The sequence below is a fragment of the Paraliobacillus zengyii genome (genome assembly GCF_003268595.1).
GTDB lineage: Bacteria > Bacillota > Bacilli > Bacillales > Amphibacillaceae > Paraliobacillus_A > Paraliobacillus_A zengyii.
Genome location: NZ_CP029797.1, coordinates 466,479 through 489,870, shown reverse-complemented (window position 1 = coordinate 489,870; position 23,392 = coordinate 466,479). Strand labels below are relative to the sequence as shown.

The window sequence follows — 23,392 nt, the reverse complement described above, 5'->3', positions numbered from 1 at the left end:
CCCATAATTTTACTTTAATGGATATTTGTTAAATGAATGTAGGAAAAATGTAGAAGTTTCGTAAACTTTATGTAGAAGGGAGGAAACTTATCACGAAAATTAGCCGGTTCAGTATTACTAGAGAAAAATGCTGTTGGCCTGCACCAGGTAAGAGTGAAACAGCAGAACCGTGTGCCTGTACTGTATTGTACTATAGACATTCTCTTTTTTTATCAAAAAAACCACCCTTGCCAGACAGGCTTTTGGGTGGGGTTATTTTTCTAATATAAGGTAAGTCGCCCGATTATAGGGCAGTGCATGAACTGTCTGATGTTCTCGCACCAAGCGACGTTTCATATCGTATGACTTTCTATTTTTCACTCTGTTTCTGGTTCATTAACTCCACACATATTTAGACACTCGCACGTTAGTCTGATGACAGAAGCAGGGATTGATATTGCGACGATCATGGAGAAGGTTGGTCATGAGGACATTAAAACAACGAAACACGTTACAAATAAAATAAAAAAAGACGCTTCCGCCAAAGTGAGAACTTTGTACGAAAACGTCTTATTAGACTTAATTTTAAAATAAGAGTGACATAAATGTGATGTTTTCACTATAAAAGGAGATTTAAAAGGCTATAAACCTTATTATATCAACGTTTTAGAGTGGAATATTACATCATGCCGCCCGTAAGGGAGAGTGTGTAATATCGTTAACACGAGGTGCAGAAAGTACGGTAAATCAACATTTTGGATATTGTTAACTGGAACATCTTTAACGTTGATTTACCGTTCTTCATGAGATTGCGTTAGCAAAATGTTAGCATTTTACTATTCTGATTGCATCTAAAAATATGGTATCAAATCCGCCCTGTTTTTTACCAGCAGTTGCCACAAATTTCATCCCCTGTTATTGACGGGTTTGCTATAGAGAAACAGTGAATGCCTAAAGTAATGGTTTTCCTCGCAATAGCGACAAATGCGCAATCAGCTTTCGGCTCATCCTCAACAAGTACAGGAAATGGGGTTCTACGGGATTATATCAAATATCTTTATGTTTAACTACCGTTTATATATATGATCGGTGGAACACTTATTTTTGGTCCGTGATACCAATCAATTAGCAAAACTGAAAACCACTTCTTAACAATTATTTAAACACCAATAATATGTTTAATTTAAGCATAAGGTGGCACTCGGATTTGAACCTAGGTTCAAGGTATTGGTGGCATAGCCTTATCACTTGGTTATGCCACCAATATGTAATGATGTAATTAAACACCCTTTACAATTGTAGAACTTGAACTAATTGTTTGTGATTGAAACCTGTAATTTTAGTTACAATCTCATCATCCTCTTTAATGATAGTGAGTGGTGTTCCTTTTCCTTCTAATTCTTTAAACTCATTCAAACTATCCTTGCTTTTTCTTATATCTTTCTCTACAAAGTCAATACCTTGTCTTTCAAGAAAATCTCTTTGTTTTTTACAGTAAATGCAAGAATCTGCTGAATACACGATTACTTCCATAAGCACATCTCCTAAAAAGTTGTTACTTAATAAAGAATATTAGATTCTTGAATTTACAACCTTTCTATCAATTATTTGAATATATTTTTTGTAGCTCCAAAAAACCAGGTAATAAATCAACGTCATAAGTCAAAAGTATTAGTGTGGAGTACTAGTGTCAATAGTACAGGTTTAGCAGCTTGCTTTTGAATGCTGCCAATTCTTAGTAGTCACCGGAAGGGGCAGGTACTTGACAGCGGAAAATAGAAGAGATTGTTCGTGGTACGCTACTATGCGGATAATCAGCGCTTAAAAGTTAAATTTTCACCAACTGAAATTTGTGAAGCTGATAAATCTTGATGTTCCTTTAGCCATCCTAAGATTTGATCCTGAAAAGGATCTAGTTTTCGTTGTCTTATCTTCAAATTATCCACCCATCTACAAGCTTCTTCAAAGTCCTTTTCTAGATATTCATAGACTGTTGTTCTCGATAAACTACATTTACGAGCGATGGCAGCAACTTTAAAGCCTTGCCTCTTCAATTGATGAACTTCCACAATCACTTCTAATTTCAACACCTTCCTGATCCCCCAAATCTCAGTTATTTTTATACTTTCTAATAATAACTGATTGGAGGTAGTTTGAGCAGAAAGTGTTCAGTTTTATCGAGCAATAGCTGTCCATTTTAGTTTAGCAGTTACAGCATTTTGATAGCACCTCCATAAAACAACATTTCATTTATATGATCACATTATTAAACCTGTTTATAAAAATGAACACGAGCATTTTCTTTTCTCAAAAGGGAATAAAATCAACTTCAAATATCCCACTAGATACCAGTGGTCGGGGTAAAAAAAGGTTTCTGTCAAATGACGTTATTAAAGAATAATTATCGACAAAATCGAAGTATATGATCACGCTTCATAGTAGTTAAGCTACTTTGGAGCGTGTTTTATTTTTGTTTGTTTTCTTCGCTGTTTTTTCTACTAGCTTTAAGTTGGAATCTAAGATGATTCTATTCTTATAAAGCATAAAGTTCCCATACCCATAGGCGACGCGATTAAGTACTTTAATCTTGTTGTTAATCCATTCAATACGATCAATACGATCATTATTGTACGAATAGTTGAAGCTGTTTTGTGTATAAGGTAAATATTTTCTGAGCGTCTTGAGACTTGTTCGTAAATAAGTTGATGTTTCGTTCGGACATCTTTTGTTTAGAATACTTTCTAACCCCTTGTAATCATGCTTGTTCATTCCTCTCAAAAGGCTTTGACAAAGGTTATAGTTGACCGCTAACACTTTATCATAAGCTACCATTTCTTGTATAATTGCAGATTCTAGACGTTCTCCAGATAAGCGATACTGTTTGTAAATTGTTTAGTTGTTTATACTACTAAAGCGCATGTACTTATTAAGGCTGCAGAGGCACAAGCGATCAAAAATATTTCGAAGGATTGTCAATTCCAATGGAGAAGATCTGAAGAAATACTGTCTTTTGAAAGCTTGTTGGTAGTAATTCCTTAAAATAGAATCAGCTCTATCGTCTACAACTGTGCTTTAACGATAGGCGTTTTGGCAGTAAAACTTGCCCAATATCCCTTACGCATAAAACGGTTTCTTTAATCGTAAGTTGGTAAGGTGCGTTCCATTCGTTGGAATGGTAATCCGGGATGGTTGCATCCCATTTTTATAGATGGAGACGCCACATTTCGGACAGTGTGGTGGATCAGTGGCTTGTACGAATTTACATGTCTCCCCTTTATATTTTCACAGACACAATTCCCCTTTAAAATAATGTTTTATCTTTAATATCTAGTAGTTTTCTTATATCATTTAAAATAGACAAGTGAACTCCCTTTTTGGAATTTGGTTTTCGTCGACTACAATTCTACAGGGAAACTCACTTCTTTTCTATTTATATAGAAAAATAAAGCTGGCAAGTTTTTACTCACCAACGTTATTTATTGTACAACCAAAAAAGCCAGAATCTTATTAACAATAAGGATTCTGGCTAGCAATCTAGTATAGTTTCATGGACACTTATAAAAAAGTGCCCTGATTCGGTATCTGGTCAGTATACAAACAGAAAAGTGGAAGATCTTTTTAAAGCAGCCCTTGCTCCTTAAAGGCCAAATACATATACAAAATCCCGCTGTAGCCGATCATAAACGATTTATACATCATTTGGATCCCGGTCTCAGTAAAAGAATGGTGGAAGTCTTCGTTGATTTTTTTAGTAAATGTGAAAACAAGCTCTTTTTCTTCAAGTGAACGGGCAATGTACAAGCCAATGAAGTGATTGCCGAATCTGCCATGGCAGAGAGATACGGAATCCTTCTCAGTCTGCGTAAGGGTGTCCATATTTGATAGAATAATCGATTTCAAATCTATGACGCGAAATCCTTTGTTATGTAACTCAACGAGACTGAGTAAAATACCTGGCGTGCCATGGCACCAGTTGGTTAAGGCTTTATCGTTCAGATTGGATGTCGGCCATGTTTGTCTGCCTTCCTCTTTGACCGACAACAAGTGCTTTAGCCCCTTTTCCACAACAATGAGGACGGACTCATCCCCTGTAATTTTGTAAGTCTCATACAAAACTGGAAGATAGCCTGCGAGCCCATGGGAATAGCCATAATTAACATCTACTTCCATGCCTTTGGATATCCACCCAATCACCTCGCCATCAGAATAGACGTGTTCCAACAGGTGATTTTTCACTTGCACAATGTAGGAGAACAATTCTTGCTTATCCAAAGAAAAGGAGGGCCGTTCATATAAGGCAAGGAAAACTTTTAATAAGCCTGCACTGCCTGAAACGATATCATAGGACTGATCATTGTTGACATTTTCACTTAAGAACTCCGCCAGGGAAAGAATATCCTGTTGTTGCTCCCTTTCTGCCATAAGCCACAGAAGTCCTGCTGCTCCGTCCAAGAGTCCATTTTGCACACTAGGGGTGGCTTTCACTTTTTCTGAAAACTGGCGGATGAAGCGCTCGAGTTCCTGTTCAAAATCCGGGAAATGATCCTTTTTCTCAGGAAAGTGATTGAAATATTTCAGCAGAAACAGGTAAATACCTGACTTTCCGTAGTATATTGTTTCGGGCATCGGTTCAATTTGAAAGTCTCTATATAGGGTGTTGCCTTTTTCCAGAACTTCAAGCCAACTTACCCCATCCACCATAGGAACCTGCTTCTTCAATAGATTTGCGTAACAGTTGTTCAGGATCTCCTCCATATTCACCGGAGCTTTTTCGTTATATTCCAGGTCTCTCCGTTCTTCTAACAGGTAAGCTTCTTCGATAAAGGTCACCTGCTTCTGCTTATCATGTAGATGGAACTTGGAAAAGTAATTGTCAGGAATCGTGATCGCTCTCGTTTTATACGGTACAAAGCCTTCCAGTAAAAATGGTGTTTCTGTTTCATTAAAGATCCCCAAATCATCAAGAAAGGATCTTCTTAAACTTTTGTCCGTTAAGAGTCTTGGTGTGTAGCTCGACCAAATCGCATCACTATATATGTAGGTGTGCTTATCAATCACCCGTGCTTCCTTATTGGTGAACAAGCTTTTCACAAGCGTGACAACCTCAGTTTTTTGCGCAAGGAAAAAATCATAAGCTTTTTCAAATCCTTCAATGATCAAGTGCTTGTGCTTGTAAAACGAAAGCACCTCTCCTTTATACGAAGGAACATTGTGGGTGTTTGATTCCTTCTCAGTTACTTGTAGCTCTTTTTCAATACCATCATCACCGATTGTAAATGTATACGTATTGATATCGAGATCGCCACCATAGTTGTTTGAAAAGGCTGCGAGCGTCTTTTCCCTTACTGAAAATGAAGTCACAAGCGAGGTATCAAACACAGTAAAGTCTTCCTTGAAATTAATGATGGTGAATCCTATTTCTATAAACCGAGAAACGCTTCATTGGATCAGCGATTCCTTCACCTTTTGTCCGAATACTTGAAGGACTATACCTATGAAATCTACAGCTATGAGGAATTCTCCATTCATCAGGAAATTAAAAGTCACCAGTATCACACAGATGAATCTACAATCTCGAATTTTTTTTTATAACATGGGCTTTATTTCCTCGATTTTCTATTTTATGGCTTCGACAGATATGCACTTCGAAAATGTCATAGTAGATGGTCAGAAGCCATTCTTTATTGATTTAGAAACCATTTCAGATCTAACAGATTTCGAAACCGCTTCTGAGCGAAACGATTTATTTTTAACTCTTTCTAATTCTGTTTTCCAAAGTATGATTTATCCGTTTGAAATGACCGATAACTATTTAAATATATCTGCCCTTACAGGCGAACAAGGGGAGGTAACGAATTTTCACTACAAGAACACGGTTCCGACGATCAATCCAAATGGAGAACTGGATTTTTCAGAGGTCAATCCAGCACTTGAAAGACAAAAGAATGAAATTTTTTTAGATGATCAGAAACAGTTGCCAAGCATGTATTTAGAAGTGATTACAAGAGGATTCGCAGATTTTTGTAAACAAGTGTTAGATAAGCCAGAAGAAACTTACGAGCGGTTGATCCATGTTATGAAAGGCTTCCCAATCCGCCAAATAATCCGCCCAACTCACGTCTATGCCAAATATTTGAACATCGGCACAGAACCCTATTACTTAAGAAATGAGAAGAATTTTTCCGAGCTGTTTCAGCATTTAGGAAATTCTACATCTGAAATCATTTATGAGGAGGAAACCAAGCACTTAAAAAATGGCGACATCCCGTTTTTTTACACATATGCCGATAGTAAAGATCTCTACTCAGGAGGGGAGCTTTTATCGTCCAATTATTTCTCCAGAACCATTAAGGACAATATTTGGGATCGTATATCCTCTTTTACTAAGGAGAAATTGGATCAGGAGATCAGCCATATCTCAAGCTCCCTCTTTATCCACCATTACAACTATGTGAAAGAGCATGCTGAATCCGAACGAACAAAATCCATTAAACATCAGGACCCAATCCAGTATGTAGAAGAGTTCATGAGGAAATTCAAACAAGTGAATGAATCCTACTCTGCTTTGCTGCCTTCGTTCTCTGGTGAAAAAATGATTATTTCCCCTGTTACACCTTCGATTTTTGATTATGGAGGAAATATACTGCTAGCCGTCTATTTCCGTGAAGAAGTCGGACTTGAATTGGATAATCTAAAGAGAATATTTGCGACCATGAAGAAATGGAATACTTTTACATATGAGGAACTATCCGGGTTCAACGGCGTAAGCGGCTATCTTTACCTGCTCTACACTACTTACAAAATGACGGGTGAATCCTATTTTTACAATCAGTTGCTTCAAGAAATCGATCATGTCTTAGCAAAGGACACCAAAGAAGCAAAGAACCTTGATTACTTTACAGGCATATCCGGTTCGATCTCAATTCTTTCTGAGATATACGCTGATATGGAAGAAAGTCTTCAGAAGGTGAGGCTATTGGATTTTTTGACCTTTTATACCCACTATTTGAAAAAAAACCTGCAGCAAATGCATGATTCTGATTCCAGGATCGGCTTGTCCCACGGGTACAGCGGAGTCATCATCGCTCTTTCCCGATTTGATCGATCAACCGAATCGAATGAGAACCAACCCCTTATTCAGGAACTAATAGCCATCGAGGAAAGCTATTATCTTGTTGAGCAGAATAATTATTTGGATTTAAGAGATCAAACTGCAGGTAAATATTACTTATGTTACGGCCTTGTCGGGATCCTCTTTTCTCGACTCGAGCTTTATGGAAATGGTTATATCTATTTAAAAGAAGAAATTCAGGCGAGAGCCTTACGGCTCCTAAATGATTTGAAGAACGAGACAATAAATCTCAATGAGTACAGCTATTGCATCTGTCATGGCATCGGTGGGTTTATCGAACTGTTTCAGGAAATAGAACGCCTGGAATTGATTGGAACCGAAAAACTCGCTCCCGTCTATGATTTGTTGTTCAAGCAGCTTAAGTTGAAACAGAAGAACGGTGTCGGTAATACATTACATTATGACAGCTTCATGCTTGGGGCAGGTGGACCTGTCTATAACCATCTTAGAAAAATGTATGATTTTCCGTCTTTTATTGGACTGAAGACTACTTTTAGTAATCGTACCTTAAACCTGTCGTGATGTGTGTAAAACAGGATGTGGAACCGCAATGGGTTCCACATCCTGTTTATTTTAATTTAGTATTTCACCTAAAAGAAAAACGCCAGACGGGATCCAGGCGCTTCTTTTATACCCTATTTAGTTTTAGTTGCCTTTTCGAAAGACCATCAGAGCTACCATCAAACAAAGGCCCAGTGCAATCCCTTTAATAAGGTAGCTCATTCCACCATTATTCCCGTCTCCCGGGTGGAGAAACATTGTTAAGACTCCCTGCACGATAATAAAGGTAATCACTCCAAGAACTACAGCAAGTAAGGTATTCCCAAATTCCATTAAATTCTCTCCTTAAAATAATAATAAATACATAGACATGTCCCTGCGAACAGAGAAAGCGAGATTCCAAAAAACAAAAAATGTTTAGTGTAAACCAAGCTGTTGTTCATCGTTGCAATCATAAGGAATAGAAAAACAAGAAGGGTAATGTACATCCCCTGGTTGATCTTCAATTGTATTACACGTTTTCTCTCGTCTGCCTCTCCCAGTTTTTTATTAAAAATAACAATCAGTACAGTAGATAGAGCGAATAAAACTAAAGTTATTCCGTTAAATAAATTAAAGTTTGTTACACTGCTGTTCATCCAAGCGTCAATAAATTCAATCATCATACCCTCCATTTTTATATTTAAAGATTTCATTAATGTCGGCTTCAAAAAATTCAGCTAACTTGAATGCAAAAAGCAAAGACGGGGTATATTTGTTTTTTTCCATAACCTGAATGGTCTGTCTTGAAACTCCGACTGCTTTTGCTAAATCCTGTTGTGTTAAACGTTTTAAGACCCTGTATTCATAAACTAAATTTGTTATTTCATCACTTGATTTTTTAGCCATTGCTATTCCTCTCTATTCCTTTAATAATCCCTACTTCTTATCGCAAAGAATGAGCCTAAAAAGAAAACCAACAAGAAGACAGCTACTGTTAAATATTGTACTCCATCTAGATTATGAGATCCAATTAAGATTGGTAAGTAATAAATCGGAAGGCTTTCAATAACTGTATTCAGACTTTCCGGTAAACTGCCGCTATCTAATAGGGTGCCAAACAGATTCGGCAAAAAGGAAATCGATAACACAGCGATGACGAATATAGCAGCGACGTTTCTGTAAAAAATACTGATAAAGAAAAAGAGAATAGTATAAAGGGTTGTGAACAAGGTATAGTTTACAATTGTCTTTAGATACAAAGAAGACTCAGGTAATACGGCTAAATACTCCTTAACAAATAACAGGGTAAGCGCACATAAGACTCCAAAGACAAGCCCTACAAGCGCAAATCCAAAAACCTTGGAAAGGAGATACTTCACGCGATTTTTCTTATTGTTTATAACAAGTGTAATTGTTTCATTGGACAGGTCATCAGTATACAGCCTCATCGCAACGACCACACTCATAATGGTGCCAAACAGTGCATAAAAGGATGTGACGTGTTCAAGTGTAAACGGTCCATCTAAATTTTTAATTGCGTAAGCGATGCCCATTGCTGGAAGGAATGATAGAATCAACGACATATACAGAAACCAATTACTAAATATTTTCTTCATATCATAAAGGACTACTCTCGATACAATCATTGTGCTACCTCCCCTGATTGAGTCATTTGGAAATAATAATCCTTCAATGAATGGGGATTCTTTGTAATGTTAATTGGATAGATTTCCTGTTTCGATAATTCTTTTATAATTTGAGAAAGATCACTGGAAAACGGGACAACGATTTGCTCTTCTTCTATTCTGGCCACTTCTGTTAAACCACTGATAATCGCATATGCCTGTTCGGTTTCCTCAGGTTGCAATCCAATCTTGATCACTCCCGACTTGGCCAAGTCTCCAGTCTCAAATTTCTTCTTAATATTTCCATGATCAATAAACACAACCTCATCACTTATCATTTCCACATCCTCTAATTTATGACTGGAGATCAATACTCCGATCTGATACTTCTCACTGAGCTGCTTAAGAGTCTTCAGTACTTCAATCGAACCGTCCGGATCCATTCCATTTGTCGGCTCATCTAAAATTAAATAATTCGGTTTACTAAGCATTGAAATGGCGATCCCTAAGCGCTGCTTCATTCCCATGGAGTAATTTTTAACTTTCTTTCGGATGTAATTCTTCATTCCAAGCGCTTCAATCAGAAAATCAACATACTCTGGATCATACTCAATAGTGAAAATACGGGAAAAATACGTTAAATTATACCATCCGCTTTTATGTTTATAAGCTTTTGGATGCTCGATTAAATATCCTACTTCCTCATGATTATCCATATTCAAGGATCCTTCAAAATTTTTAATGTTTTCACATAAAATCTTCATTATCGTGGTCTTTCCTGCACCATTTTTACCAATGAGTCCCGTAATAACGCCCTTTCTTAACTCTAAATCAATCTCCTTAAGCACCATCTGTTTTCCATACTTCTTGCTTACACTTACCAGCTCCATCTTTTCACCTCGCAATTTTTTACTTTTGACTATCTCTAATATACATTTTACTTGTCAAAATGTAAAGTTAAGTGTACAAATTTACAAATTTTTTTAATTATGTTTCTATACAATTCATACACTTGTAAGATTAAACAATAATTTTCGGAGAGTATTACCATTATCTAATTTAGATTTCGAGCATTCTATTCTATATCAAAAGCACAAAGCGTCTTAATGTCTTTTTAACTGAGAACTATAGATGAAATAGATTAGGACTATGTCCCAACGTTTAACATGTTGTGCAAAAAGTGCGATATATCAAGGTTTAACTAAATTATTACTGTAACATCTTTAACTGGATATTACAGGTTTTCATAGGAATGCGTTAGCACCTAAGATGAAATGAAGAAGGGGGTAACATAAGCTAACAACTTACCTGTATATTTCATTAAGAATCTTTACTTATTTTACTAAATATAGGTTTAATGAATCTTTTTCACTCAGGAGGTTTCACAAATGGAATTAAAAATTAGAAACTTTGATCCTAGTGCGGTCAAAAAATTTGATGAATCAGCTAAGAAGTTTGGTGTTTCCAGACAAGTATATCTAAAAAGAAACCCTTGAAAGTTTTGCCATGCTCGAAGTGCTTACAAACAAAAAAAATATTATGACAGCAAGCGAATACTATATTCTTACAGAAAGCATCGAGGGTTCATTTTTGCTTCTAGTGAATATCATCCTGGCTACCCAATCTATGTAAAAAAGGTACTATTACGCATGAAAAGAATATTGAAGCGTGCTGGCTTAAATGAAAAGCTAACTCCACACTCTTTACGTCATACACAGACTTCTTTACTTGCAGAAGCAAAAGTTAGCTTAGAACAGATCATGGACCGCTTAGGGCACTCGGACGATCATACTACCAAAAATATCTACTTACATGTCACAAAAGAATTGAAAAAAGATGCTTCGCAGAAATTTGGCCTCTTAATGAAAAGTTTACAAAAGTAATAGCACCTGTCTCAATGACAGGTGCTATTACTTTTTATTGCACTATGTTAGCAAAATGTTAGCATTTCACTCTTATCTCACTTAAAAACCCAGTCATATCAAGGGTTTAAGGGGCACCTTACATCATGCCGCCCGTGTATTAATCTGTTAAATACAGTGAAATACATATTATAAACCCTTTTAAATCAGCATTTTCTCTCAAGTGAAATAAATAGAACTGCCCTAGTACACATATTAACATGAGCAAAACATGAGCACTTAACCTTTATATTTTTTTACTGTGGACTTATTTTAACAAGTTCATCCTTCAACAATCACGCCTGATAGTTGAAAATCAATCTTCTATTGCATAGTATCGTTGTACTGAGCAGCAATGACTTTATGTTATTAGTTGATCTTGTTCAATATAAGCAACCTTTAGCTGTATATGAAAAATATTAATTCCCCCTAAATGATTCACCGTTCTCTAAATTTAAAGTGTTATTGTTTACTACTATTTACCCAAATAATATTGTTGCATGGTCCATTTCATCTTCAATAGAAAAACTAAACTTCTTCACTTTATATATAGAAGAATATAAAGATGAGATGACTTCAGCTAATACTTCCCCTTTTACTTTAATCGGGTACTTGAATGATTTCAAAAAATTGTTTTATTCGCTTCTGGCAGAAGGTATTGTAAAGGTGGGAAAAATCAAGGATATCTCCTTTTCTACCTTAGAACATTTAACACTTACAGAAGCGAATTCTTTTTTTTCTATTTACGAGAAGAATTGGAGTTGCAGGATGACACAATCAATTGTAAGAAGATTTCCCCTAAATCACTGTTTAAGTTTCTAACTACGCGTAAAGAGGCGTTTCGTGATGAAAAATTATCTCCACATAAATTAAGACATACTTTTGCGACAGAGTATGCGAAGAAAAATTCAGTATATGATTTAATGAGGCAACTTGGACATAGTTCAACTGACACATCCGCACTTTATATTATTACAACTGAGGAGCATGCGTGGAATGCTATAGATAGATTAGATAGGTAAATGTATCAAGAATAGCTATCCTAGCACTATTGTTAAATTTAAATTTTGATTAGATTTAACGAGGTTACTATTTGTATAATTAATAAACCTAAAATAAAGCGATTGATAAATTACTTTATGTCCTATACGGCCGATGTGTACTCGGTCATACATATCTCCTTTGATTTATTAAAACTTGTTAACATTATCTTTAACATAGCCAAAAAAAACTACAGAACTCTTTCCAAACGGGAGGAGTTCTGTAGGTTTTTACACTATATTATATAATTACAGGTATTAAATATTTTAAATTTTAATTATATCTTAGTAAATTCTCCGGAATGCACAGAAATATTACCCTTACAATACTAATATCTAAACGCAAATAAAGTACACGCCCATTAAAGAAAAAGTGCAAAATAGAGATATTAGTACTATTGATTCTTTGTTAGTTAGCAGCTAAGCTTTTAGTGCAGTCCCTTTATGAATCTACCGGTTTATTCGTTTAATAACAATCCATAATTATTCCTAATCCCTGGTATTTCTTGCTTTGTAATAATAGATTTATTTATGTTCAACATATTTAAAAGAGATCAGTATAAAACATATTGACTGACCTCTCTTCTCATAAAACAAACTATGAAGTGCTAATTAAATAAGCGGCCATTAGACAAAAAGTACCAAACAGGGACCTTAATAACAATTTTTTATTTGTTATAGGATCATAACTGGTTTCATAATAATCCCTTTTAGAGCTATGCATCCATATATCTAACAATCTAGATACATAAAAAAGAATAATGGAAAGGATAAAAAATACAGGAGTCAATATTATAAACTGCAAAAATAAAGGAAAGAGAGATATGCGATATATAAATTCTAAACTTTTTTCTCCCATTCAATTGTCCCCCCTTCTAAATATCAACTATTTTGCTGTTCCTGATGTACTATATTCAAATGCTTTGTTAGTAGCATATGTTCCAATACTATTTAATGCCGTTCCTTCTATTGTGTTTCTAGTAGCTAATTTACCTTCTTGAATAAGCTTGTTTTTAATCGATAGCTTTGCATAAATCTCAACGCTTTGCACATTTATCAATTTAGCTTTTAGTGCTGTACCTTGCCAATTTCTTATTATTCTACCAGTTTCACCATGCAATATTCCACTACCTCCTTTAGCTGCTCCAAATCCACCCCATACTAGGGTTGTTCCTAAACCTTGCCAAGATAAAGAGTCGTTATTCACGTGTTGAGTGGCAGCATAATTTGCAACACTGATTGCTTCATTTGCAACAATCGCACCAGCAAGACCGACACCGGTACCAGCAACAGCGCCGGATAAAGCACCTGAACCTGTATTTATGGCAACTTCTCCCCAACTAACGTCACTCCATCCCTCTGTTGCAACTTGATTAATTAAGTTGGCACTTCCCCCTACTATGCCACCAATAGCTGCTCCAATAGCAACAGTTATAAACTCACCTTCTGGATCAACATTTAAAACAGGGTTTCCATTTGCGTATGCGTAGCGGTTTAACGTTATACTATTAGTTATTTCTCCCTTAACAGTATCGGCATTTATAAATCGCATTAGTTCTGGAGAGTAATATCTTGCACGCATATAATAAAGACCAGTTTTATCAGATATAACTCCATCGCGACCGTTATAAAGAAATGCTGTTTGACTTGAACCATTATGATTTAGAAGTTTGCCATATGAATCATATTCAAAAGTATCAGTAATTCCACCTTGCTGATCTGTAATTGCTGTTGTGCTTCCACGGTAATCAAAGTGATAGATATTATAGGTCCCATCCGTAGTCTCTTCCCCTATAAGATTAAGACCATAAACATAAAAATCACTATTTCCATCTGAGTCTGTTTTGACTAGAAGTTGACTAAGATCATTCGATTCATCATCATATACATATTCAGTAGTTACTCCATCTGTTGTTTCTGAAATGCGATGATCATCTGCATCATATTCATAATTTGTACTTCCTAATTGTACGAGTCTATTTCCCGAGTCATAAGAAAAACTGGTATCTTTGATTTCTATAGGGCCACTTATCATATTTCCATCTTCATCATACAGAATATTATTACCATTAAACGATATAACTCTGTTTTGATTATCATATGTCATAGTCTTACTATCGATTGAAGATTCACTTAATGTAATATTTCCAGCATCATCATACGTATAAGTATAACTATTAAGCAGATTCCCCTTTAAATCAAGTTCCATTTTTTTTATAAGTCTTCCTAGTTCATCATAGCTTAACTCAGTTGTCTTTGCATTACTTGTCGCTACTTCACTTATAATTTGACCATTACTATCATAAGTAAAGGTATATTTATTAATAATATTACTATCGGAATCAACATCGACCATTTCAGTGAGCATTCCAGCCTTATTAAAGGACTGAATAAGTTCACTTGAGTCTGGTCTTTTTGTATTTACTAAATTCCCATTTTCATCGTAATCGTAAGTCGTACGTCTTCCTTCCCAATCTGTCACCTTGATTAAGTGGTTAGCAGCATCCTAAACATATTGAACTGTCTTACCATCAGGGTAGATTAGTGATGAAAGATTTCCTACTTCATCATAAACATATTGAATTACATTTCCGAATACATCAGTGTATTTAGTTACTCTATTGTGGAGGTCATATTCTCTTGTAATTGTTCCCTGATCGTCAGTCTCAGTTAGAATATTTCCATTTTTATCATAAGTAAAATTCGTAACACCTTTGGCATCTGTATAACTCTTAATTCTGCCTGCTGTATCATAACTATAATCCCTTATTTGCCCACGTGCGTTCGTCATCTTTTCTAATAAATTTAAAGAGTTATACTCATAAGTTATAACGCCACTTGAAGTTGTTGTTTCAGTAACTAATCTGCCTGCTGTATCATAACTATATTCGGTTGAACTATCCGATGGTCCATTAATTGCTGTCACATTTCCATCTGGATCGTATTCATAACTACTAACTGCATTTTGCGCATTAGTAGATGACATTAACTGGCCTGAAGAAGTATAGTCCAAAGTTGTAATATTCCCCTTTGGATTTGATACTTCTATAACATTACCGAGAGAGTCATAGACTTTATGAATTTTATTACCAAGAGCATTTGAAACAGATGTAACAAGATCAGTAGAGTCATATTTTGTCTGACTAACAAGATTACCTAGTGTATCAGTAATTTGCACAGGATTACCATTAGGATCATACTCTATTGCAACCGTATTTCCTAGTGGATCCGTGGTTGAAGTCAATTTTCCTACAGCATCATAAGAGTAGGATATCGTATTTCCTTTAGCATCTGTTGTACTCAACAATCTGTCCATCATATCATAAGAATAGGACGTCTTATTACCAAGCTCATCAGTTTGACTCGCTCTATTATTATTTATGTCATAAGTGAAAGTTATAATGTTCCCATTAGGGTCGCTCTGAGTAAGATTATTCCCATATTCATCGTACGTATAGGAAGTTGTATTTTCAAGAGGATCCGTGATACTTAACAAGTCACCGGCAATACTATATTTATATACTGAAGCTTTCCCTTGTGCGTTGGTAGTCTTACTAAGTAGCCAACTAGAATTATAATCATAGGTTGTTAAGTTACCAACAGCATCTGTTTCTGTTTTTATCTTCCCATTCGGATAATAGGTATAAGATGTACTACCGCCCCCTGGCAAAGTTATTGTAAGTAAATTACCTACATTATCATACTTGTAAGAAGTCTTATCGCCATTAGTATCCTTTTCACTAACCATCTGTCCAACAGGATCATAAGTTTTAATTGTAGCATTTCCTTTAGGATCCAAAGCCTGAATAATTCTATCTTCACCGTCATACTTGTATGAAGTGATATTGGATTTAGGGTCTTTTACTGAAATTACTTTTCCATTCCCATTATAATTATAAGTTGTTACATTTCCTTTAGCATCTGTTTCTGTTAGGATGTTTCCGTTACTATCATAAGTATAAGTAGTTTTGTTTCCTAAAGGATCAGTTTTTGATAGTTGATCTCCATTAGCATTATACGAAAAAGAAGTCTTGTTTCCATATTCATCTATGCTCGAGATTACTCTGGATGCTTTGTCATAGATATAAGTAGTAACCCCACCATCAGGATTTGTTTCTGTTTTTAGTAGCCCATCTTCATAAGTATATTGATACTTTCTCGTTCCAACATTCTTCTCGAATAAAAGACCATTTTTGTCATAGTCATAAGTTGTCTTATTTCCATGCAGGTCAATTTTGCTGGAAACGAGATTGCTAGAATTATACGTGTAAGTTATTTTACTACCATCGGATGATGATTCACTTAATAGATTTCCATTATTGTCATAAGTGTACACTGTCTTAAATCCTACAGGATCAATTTTCTCCGTAAGTAAATTATTATTATCATAGGTAAAAGAAGAATTGTTACTAAGTGCATCAATCTCTTCCATGATATTACCGTTAGAGTCATAAGAGTAACCTTTAGTATTACCATTATTATCTGTAGTCGAAATAAGTTGCTGCAAACTATTAAAAACATTGTTTCGGACATGGTCGTTACGATCCGTAATTGTAACTGTAGTTTCTCCTGTATCTGATGTATTATAATCAAAATAGGTAAGCTTATTTTCTTCAATCGCATCATCTTGGGATGAAACCCTTCCTCTATTATCATAAGTATTAGTGAAATATGTTATCTCTTCATTATTAGTTCCAGTAAGAACGCGTCCATTTTTGTCATAAGTAAATTCTGTTACTTTACCATCAGCGTCTGTAATAGAAGTCAGACATTTTATAACATCATATTCGAATGTTACCTCTCTACCTGATGAATCAGTAACGCTATCAATAAGACCAAGAGAATTATACCTAATCGTAAATGTTTTGTTAGAAACTGGTTCGGTAACCGTAAAACTGTCCTCAGAGTTATGAGTAATAAGCAGCTCCTTGCCAGCGTGATCTTTTATTTTTGTTAATTGACCATTGGTGTTAAATGAGTAATTTTTGTCATAAGGATTATTAAGTTTATAACTTCCATCACTATTTTGAGAAAGTTCATAGTTTTGTTTGCCAAGTGAATCTGAAGTAAAAATACCTTTCTCATTCTTGGTGAATCTAGTGTAAATAGAAGGTGACCAATAGACAAAAATTGAATTATCATACTGTTCATCAATTCGTATCTCAAAGTTATTGTTCCATCCTCTACCCATCGTTCCAATAGTTAAATGTGAGGAATTATAGTTTAATTTAAAAGATAAATCTTGTGCTCCTTTAATATTTAGTAAATCTATGTCAAGAAAATGCGCACCAGTTGATGTATCAACCGGATCTGCTACATGCGTTTCTGCCGGTTTTAACGGTGGATCATTATCTTCTAAAGAACTATAATAAGTCATTAAATTATAAGGAGTGCCCGCAAATGTGTTAGGAGTCATAGTTGGTCGATTCTTTCCGAAATAAATACTCACTAAGTTAGAACATTCAACAAATGCAATTGCACCTATACTTACGACACTATCAGGAATCCTAATACTACTTATGTTCGTTCCGAGAAAAGCACCCTCCCCAATGGTCTTAACGTTCTCACCTAGAATAATTGAAGACAAATTAGAACATTGTGCAAAAGCATAGTTTCCTATATTCTCTGCTTGAATTACAATGCTTTCTAGATTTTCGCAATACCCAAATGCCCAGTCCCCTATATCTGTTACTTGAAGATTGAGACTAGTCAAATTAGGGAGCTGACTGAAAGCCCATTCACCTATATCCCCTGCTTGAAGGTTGAGACTAGTTAAATTAGGAAGAGAAGCGAATGCATATCTATCAATGTTAGTTGCTTCAATGTCTAGTGATTCTAGATTTTCGAGATCAAAGAAAGCATACTCTCCTATATTTTGTGTCTTTATATCTGCACTTATTAAAATGTTACAATCTGAAAAAGCAAATCTTTCAATGTTACTTACATTTAAACTTAGCTCAGTTAGGTTAGCACCGCTAAAGGCAAATTCTTTAATTACTACACTATCATTATCAATAACTAAGGTTTCGATACCAGTATAGGAAAAAGCTCTATTTCCAATAGTTGAAACACCATTTTTAAATGTTGCATTTTTTAAATTACTAAGATTACTAAACGCAAAGTCATCTATTACCATTTGATTTTTCTTATTGTTATCATCACCTAATGTAACTTTTGTGAGCTTATTTGAATCTTCAGCTATATATCCAGAAATATAAGTTTCGTATCCTGTAATTGACAAACTATGTAAATTGTCGCATTCTGAAAATGCCCTTCCTCCTATATATTTTACATTATTCGGTACTATTAAACTTGTGATATTATTACAATTATAAAAGGCAAAAGATTCTATTGTTACAACACTATCCGGGATTGTTAAGTCTGAAAGATTAACAGCATGTCCAAATGCCCATTCACCAATTGTAATAATACTACTTGGCATACTTACTTTAACTAAATTTGAACTAATTATAAACGCATAGGAATCTATTTCTTCTATTCCATCTGGTATATCATATTCTGTTGCCGAGTTACCTGCAGGATACTGAATTAATAATTTCATAGTCTTATCGAATAATACACCTTTTTCACTAGTGTAATTTATGTTATTGCTATCAACCTCAATTTCAATAAGGTTTTCCATATATCTAAATGCATTATCACCTATAGATGTAATTTTTTCTGGAATATATATGTTTGTTATAACATCGTTAGAAGAGAATGCGTTAGTACCGATAGTAGTTACCGTCTTTCCTTCAATTTCAGACGGAATAATGACATTACCTTCATCTCCTGTATATCCAGTAATTGAAATTGTTCCGTCCTCGTTTAAAGAATAATAAAAGAATACTGAAGTAGTTACACTAACAGAGTTACTAAAATTAGAAAGATTTCCTTCTGCGTCTACAGCCTTTATCGTATAGATATAGCTTTTTCCCATGCCAAGATTCTCATCTTGATAAGTAGTATTTTTCGTAGATCCAATTTCTAATCCATCACGAAAAATTCTGTAATTAGTAACTTCAACATTATCAGTTGAAGAATCCCAAGAAAGAGTTACAGAGGCATCACTTTTAGATGACCAAGCAAGGTTTAAAGGAATTGAGGGAGCCTCTTTATCAATTGGATCAGATGTTGTAACGGACAATTCCTTAGAGTATTCTGATTTATTACTAGCTTCATCTACAGCTTTAATTGTATAAATATAAGTAGTAGATCCTTTCAAAGATGTGTCTATAAAAGTAGTGGTAGGACTGCTACTTATATTTTTGCCATCACGGTAGATTTCATATTCCACAACTCCTACATCATCTGTTGAAGGTTTCCAGGAAAGCGTTATAGATGTTTCTAATATTGAGCTAGTTTCAACATTACTAGGGATTGTTGGTGAAGAAATATCATATGAACTTTTTGTGACTTCAGAAAGTTCATTACTTGCATTTGATATATTTCCAACATCGTCTTCCGCTTTAATAATATAATTATAGGTTGTATTTTCTGAAAGTCCTGTATCAGTATATTCATTTTCTGCTGATTTTTTTATTAATTCGTTATCTCGAAAAATCAGGTAGTTAGTTAAATCATCGTCTTGGCTATTAGAATCCCATTTAATAGTTATGGAGCTTTCTGTTTTCGTAGTAGAAATTAAATTTGTAGGTATCGATGGTGCAACATTATCTATACTATCTATTAAAATAGTTTTTATATTTGTATTCCCTGCATTATCTTTTGCATATACTGTATAAGTATCATTTTTATCTATTATAAAGGTTGAACCAGTAAATTCATTTCCATTTTCATCAAAATAACTTGAATTTTTCTTCCCTTTCCCCCATTTTTGCAAAGCTAGACCCGTATCATTATCTGATACTTCTGCGGTAATCAATACTTCTGTTTTAGATTGGTTAACTTGCGAAATATTGATTGTTGGAGGATTAGAGTCTCCAGGAAAATCCGATATATTAGTTGGTGTTTGTAGAAACTCTATTGATTCGTTAGTTAGTTGATTGTATGAATTATCCCCCCATACTTTAAGCGAATAATTGTTATGTATTGGAAAAAAATCAAAAATAATCTAGATATAGAACTTTTTATTATAAGTATTTAGAAGAAAACAGAAAGTCAAGATACATCTATTAGCTATAATTAATTTAAACGAACCAAATATATATTATAGATTATCTTTTAAAACGATTAATTAGTACATCTAAAAGCACTGAATCCTTGTATAGATTCAGTGCTTTTGATTTCTTCTATAATATCTTAAACGGATGTTTCTATGACATGTAAGGAGGAATGCTCTCCTTCACTATGGTGGCCACCATCAATTGTTTGTAAGGATAATTCTAATTGGTTAAGAAACAGGTTTAAATAAATTGGTTATAGTTCCGTAAAATTAATAATATTTCAGTAAGATAACTATTTCTTTTATTAACTGAATCGATTGTCGAATAACATATAATTTTTTAATAAAGTGTTAGTAATGATAAATGATGCTTACAGTGTGGGAAATTACTACCTCTAATGACTTATGAAAGTAATTGAAAATGAAGGTATTTGTTTCGCAGTAATAGTCTATATAATATCACTTCACAATCTGGCCCTATACATAAAGAAAGGTTGCAATTCTTATTACAGATTAGCACCCCATTCTTGAATATTGATCGCTATAAATTAATCAAAATACAAGTTTCCATATTTTAACGATAAATATTAAATCCATGCTTATTCATATCCATCATTTTTCTGATATTTTCAGGAGTCACAAATTCAATCAATCCCAAAACTAAGTTAGAGAATTAAATAGGAGCTGTCCCATTTACAGTGACCAAAATTTTATCTTTTACTGCCTGTTTCTCCAGAAAACTACTTTTAGAATTAAAATTTTTATAATCACTCCAAATATAAAATGAATTACCAGTATGATTATAGTCTAACAGAACTTTTAAAATTAAAACTTATTATTCAACTTTTAAGTGTGTATTTCACCGTTTCACCAACAAATACTTATGATTTATTACGGTATATTAACGGTAATTAGCCACTTAAATTAACGTATCTGGGTAACTATTCTATTTATTAATTACAGCCCATGAAATTTACTATTTTCGAATAATATGTGAAGCTATGAATTAACTCCACCTAAACAGACGACAGAAAAAATTCAACTTGCAGCACAAACATGAATTTGAAGAATATCACTTTGTTTTTAGTCGTGCGAACGGTTATCCGTACATTCACAAAATATCATCACGAGAATGCAAAGGATATTAGAGCATACGAAAATATTAAAGATAGCCACACCACCTATATTTAAACACTCACATATTAGCATGTTGACAGAAGCAGGAATCGATCTTGCGACAATCATGGAAAAGGTTGGCCACGAAGATATGAAAACCACAATGAAGATTTAAACGCACGCTACTAACAAGATGAAAAAGGACGCCTCCGCCAAAGTAAAAACTTTGTACGAAAACGCCCTTTCAGACTTAGTTTTATAAATAAATGTGACATAACAGTGACATTTTCTTGTGAAAAGGTGTTTCAAAAGGGTGTAAACGTTGATTTAACAGTATTTGATGTAACTATCCTACATCATGCCGCCCATGCCACCCATGCCGCCCATGTCTGGCATTCCGCCACCTGTGTTTTCTTCAGGAATGTCTGCTACTACTGCTTCAGTAGTTAGGAACATTGCTGCAACGGATGCTGCGTTTTGTAGTGCTGAGCGTGTAACTTTAGTTGGGTCTACGATACCAGCGTCGATCATGTTTACCCATTCGCCAGTAGCCGCGTTATAACCCATGCCTACTTTTTCTGTTTTAAGACGTTCTACAATAATAGAGCCTTCTAAACCAGCATTGTGTGCGATTTGACGAACTGGTTCTTCTAAAGAACGAAGTACAATATTTGCACCAGTTTGTTCGTCTCCAACTAAATCAAGTGCTTGAACGTTTTTGTAGACATTAATTAACGCTGTACCACCACCAGCAACAATACCTTCTTCTACAGCTGCGCGTGTTGAGTTCAATGCATCTTCAATGCGTAGTTTACGTTCTTTTAATTCTGTTTCAGTTGCTGCACCAACTTTAATTACTGCAACCCCACCAGAAAGTTTTGCTAAACGTTCTTGTAGTTTCTCTTTATCAAATTCAGAAGTAGTTTCTTCTGCTTGTGCACGAATTTGTGCAACACGTGAAGAGATTTGTTCTGGATTTCCAGAGCCTTCAACTATTGTAGTGTTTTCTTTTGTTACAACTACTTTAGTTGCGCGACCTAATTGTTCGATTGTAGTGTTCTTCAACTCAAGACCAAGGTCTTCTGTAATTACTTCTGCACCAGTTAATGCTGCAATGTCTTCAAGCATAGCTTTACGACGATCACCAAAACCAGGTGCTTTAACTGCTACGGCATTAAATGTACCACGAAGTTTGTTTACAACAAGTGTTGCAAGTGCTTCGCCTTCTACATCTTCAGCTATTAATAGAAGTGGTTTACCTTGTTGTACAACTTGTTCTAGAACAGGAAGTACTTCTTGGATATTATTGATTTTTTTATCTGTAATTAGAATGTACGGATCTTCAAGTTCTGCTTCCATTTTATCTTGGTCAGTAACCATATATGGAGAAGCATAACCACGATCAAATTGCATACCTTCTACTACTTCTAATTCTGTATTGAAACCTTTTGATTCTTCAATTGTGATAACACCGTCGTTACCAACGCGTTCCATAGCTTCTGCGATTAATTGTCCTACTTCATCGTCACCAGAGGAGATTGCTGCAACTTGTGCAATTGAATCTCTTCCTTCAATCGGTTTAGAAATACTGCGTAATTCTTCAGTTGCAACTTTCACTGCTTTTTCAATACCACGACGTACGCCTACTGGATTTGCACCAGAAGCAACGTTTTTCAAACCTTCTTGAATCATTGCTTGTGCAAGTACTGTTGCAGTTGTCGTACCATCACCAGCAACATCGTTTGTTTGAGATGCAACTTCAGCTACAAGCTGTGCACCCATATTTTCAAACGCATCTTCTAATTCAATTTCTTTAGCAATTGTTACACCATCATTAGTAATAAGCGGTGAACCATATTTTTTACCTAATACGACATTACGTCCTTTTGGTCCTAATGTTACTTTCACTGCATTTGCTAATGTATCTACACCTCGTAGCATTGCGCGACGAGCATCTTCACTAAATTTCAATTCTTTAGCCATCTTAAAAG

The 23,392-nt window shown here is 34.9% G+C and carries 16 protein-coding genes and 2 pseudogenes; 5 read left to right on the top strand and 13 right to left on the bottom strand.

Annotation, left to right across the window (positions count from 1 at the left end):
* Nucleotides 1-351 precede the first annotated feature (351 nt).
* Complete coding sequence (locus DM447_RS02600) at nucleotides 352-573, top strand: tyrosine-type recombinase/integrase (protein WP_277871507.1); 222 nt, start codon at nucleotides 352-354, stop codon at nucleotides 571-573.
* 696 nt (nucleotides 574-1,269) lie between these two features.
* Here the strand turns inward: DM447_RS02600 and DM447_RS02595 are convergent.
* The 4 genes from DM447_RS02595 to DM447_RS02580 form a co-directional block, all read right to left on the bottom strand.
* Nucleotides 1,270-1,512, bottom strand: coding sequence for a glutaredoxin family protein (locus DM447_RS02595; protein ID WP_112179762.1), 243 nt, complete (start codon nucleotides 1,510-1,512; stop codon nucleotides 1,270-1,272).
* Nucleotides 1,513-1,793: 281 nt separating this feature from the next.
* Nucleotides 1,794-2,069 carry a helix-turn-helix domain-containing protein gene (locus DM447_RS02590; RefSeq protein ID WP_241964550.1) on the bottom strand — a complete coding sequence of 92 codons (276 nt, stop codon included), beginning with the start codon at nucleotides 2,067-2,069 and terminating at the stop codon, nucleotides 1,794-1,796.
* 352 nt (nucleotides 2,070-2,421) lie between these two features.
* Entirely contained in the window at nucleotides 2,422-2,811 is a 390-nt protein-coding gene (locus DM447_RS02585; protein ID WP_112179761.1) for a transposase, read from the bottom strand.
* Nucleotides 2,812-3,597: 786 nt separating this feature from the next.
* Nucleotides 3,598-5,358: a lanthionine synthetase LanC family protein gene (locus tag DM447_RS02580; protein WP_112179760.1), complete on the bottom strand. Its 1,761-nt coding sequence runs from the start codon at nucleotides 5,356-5,358 to the stop codon at nucleotides 3,598-3,600.
* Nucleotides 5,359-5,473: 115 nt separating this feature from the next.
* Between DM447_RS02580 and lanM the strand changes: the two genes are divergently transcribed.
* Nucleotides 5,474-7,633, top strand: a complete 2,160-nt coding sequence (lanM, locus tag DM447_RS02575) for a type 2 lanthipeptide synthetase LanM (RefSeq protein WP_112179759.1) — start codon at nucleotides 5,474-5,476, stop codon at nucleotides 7,631-7,633.
* 123 nt (nucleotides 7,634-7,756) lie between these two features.
* Here the strand turns inward: lanM and DM447_RS02570 are convergent, their stop codons facing one another.
* From DM447_RS02570 to DM447_RS02550, 4 genes are all read right to left on the bottom strand, one after another.
* Entirely contained in the window at nucleotides 7,757-7,945 is a 189-nt protein-coding gene (locus DM447_RS02570; RefSeq protein ID WP_112179758.1) for a hypothetical protein, read from the bottom strand.
* Nucleotides 7,946-8,266: 321 nt separating this feature from the next.
* On the bottom strand, nucleotides 8,267-8,500 hold the full coding sequence (locus tag DM447_RS02560) for a helix-turn-helix transcriptional regulator (protein WP_112179756.1): 234 nt from the start codon (nucleotides 8,498-8,500) through the stop codon (nucleotides 8,267-8,269).
* 20 nt (nucleotides 8,501-8,520) lie between these two features.
* Entirely contained in the window at nucleotides 8,521-9,240 is a 720-nt protein-coding gene (locus DM447_RS02555) for a hypothetical protein (protein ID WP_112179755.1), read from the bottom strand.
* Nucleotides 9,237-10,109 (bottom strand): ABC transporter ATP-binding protein, encoded by an 873-nt coding sequence (locus tag DM447_RS02550; RefSeq protein WP_112179754.1) that lies wholly within the window; start codon nucleotides 10,107-10,109, stop codon nucleotides 9,237-9,239. Before DM447_RS02550 ends, DM447_RS02555 begins: the two co-directional genes overlap by 4 nt.
* Before the next feature lie 663 nt (nucleotides 10,110-10,772).
* Between DM447_RS02550 and DM447_RS02545 the strand changes: the two are divergent.
* Nucleotides 10,773-11,102, top strand: a pseudogene (locus tag DM447_RS02545) (tyrosine-type recombinase/integrase); the annotation flags it as partial.
* Nucleotides 11,103-11,599: 497 nt separating this feature from the next.
* Here DM447_RS02545 and DM447_RS18220 read toward each other — a convergent pair.
* On the bottom strand, nucleotides 11,600-11,746 hold the full coding sequence (locus DM447_RS18220; protein ID WP_162632540.1) for a hypothetical protein: 147 nt from the start codon (nucleotides 11,744-11,746) through the stop codon (nucleotides 11,600-11,602).
* A 135-nt stretch (nucleotides 11,747-11,881) separates the two neighbouring features.
* Between DM447_RS18220 and DM447_RS02540 the strand changes: the two genes are divergently transcribed.
* Nucleotides 11,882-12,142: a tyrosine-type recombinase/integrase gene (locus tag DM447_RS02540; RefSeq protein WP_241964548.1), complete on the top strand. Its 261-nt coding sequence runs from the start codon at nucleotides 11,882-11,884 to the stop codon at nucleotides 12,140-12,142.
* 904 nt (nucleotides 12,143-13,046) lie between these two features.
* Here the strand turns inward: DM447_RS02540 and DM447_RS02530 are convergent.
* From DM447_RS02530 to DM447_RS02525, 3 genes and pseudogenes are all read right to left on the bottom strand, one after another.
* Entirely contained in the window at nucleotides 13,047-14,369 is a 1,323-nt protein-coding gene (locus DM447_RS02530) for an RHS repeat-associated core domain-containing protein (protein ID WP_338418776.1), read from the bottom strand.
* Between the two features lie 9 nt (nucleotides 14,370-14,378).
* Nucleotides 14,379-14,654 (bottom strand): annotated as a pseudogene (locus tag DM447_RS18900) (hypothetical protein); the annotation flags it as partial.
* Between the two features lie 12 nt (nucleotides 14,655-14,666).
* The gene (locus DM447_RS02525) at nucleotides 14,667-20,003 is read right to left on the bottom strand and encodes a leucine-rich repeat protein (protein WP_162632538.1); all 5,337 of its coding nucleotides are present in this window, start codon (nucleotides 20,001-20,003) and stop codon (nucleotides 14,667-14,669) included.
* A gap of 1,414 nt (nucleotides 20,004-21,417) precedes the next feature.
* Here DM447_RS02525 and DM447_RS18455 point away from each other — a divergent pair.
* Nucleotides 21,418-21,576 carry a site-specific integrase gene (locus DM447_RS18455; protein ID WP_241964547.1) on the top strand — a complete coding sequence of 53 codons (159 nt, stop codon included), beginning with the start codon at nucleotides 21,418-21,420 and terminating at the stop codon, nucleotides 21,574-21,576.
* Between the two features lie 176 nt (nucleotides 21,577-21,752).
* Here DM447_RS18455 and groL read toward each other — a convergent pair whose 3' ends face one another.
* Entirely contained in the window at nucleotides 21,753-23,384 is a 1,632-nt protein-coding gene (groL, locus tag DM447_RS02515) for a chaperonin GroEL (protein ID WP_112179748.1), read from the bottom strand.
* Between the last annotated feature and the right edge of the window lie 8 nt (nucleotides 23,385-23,392).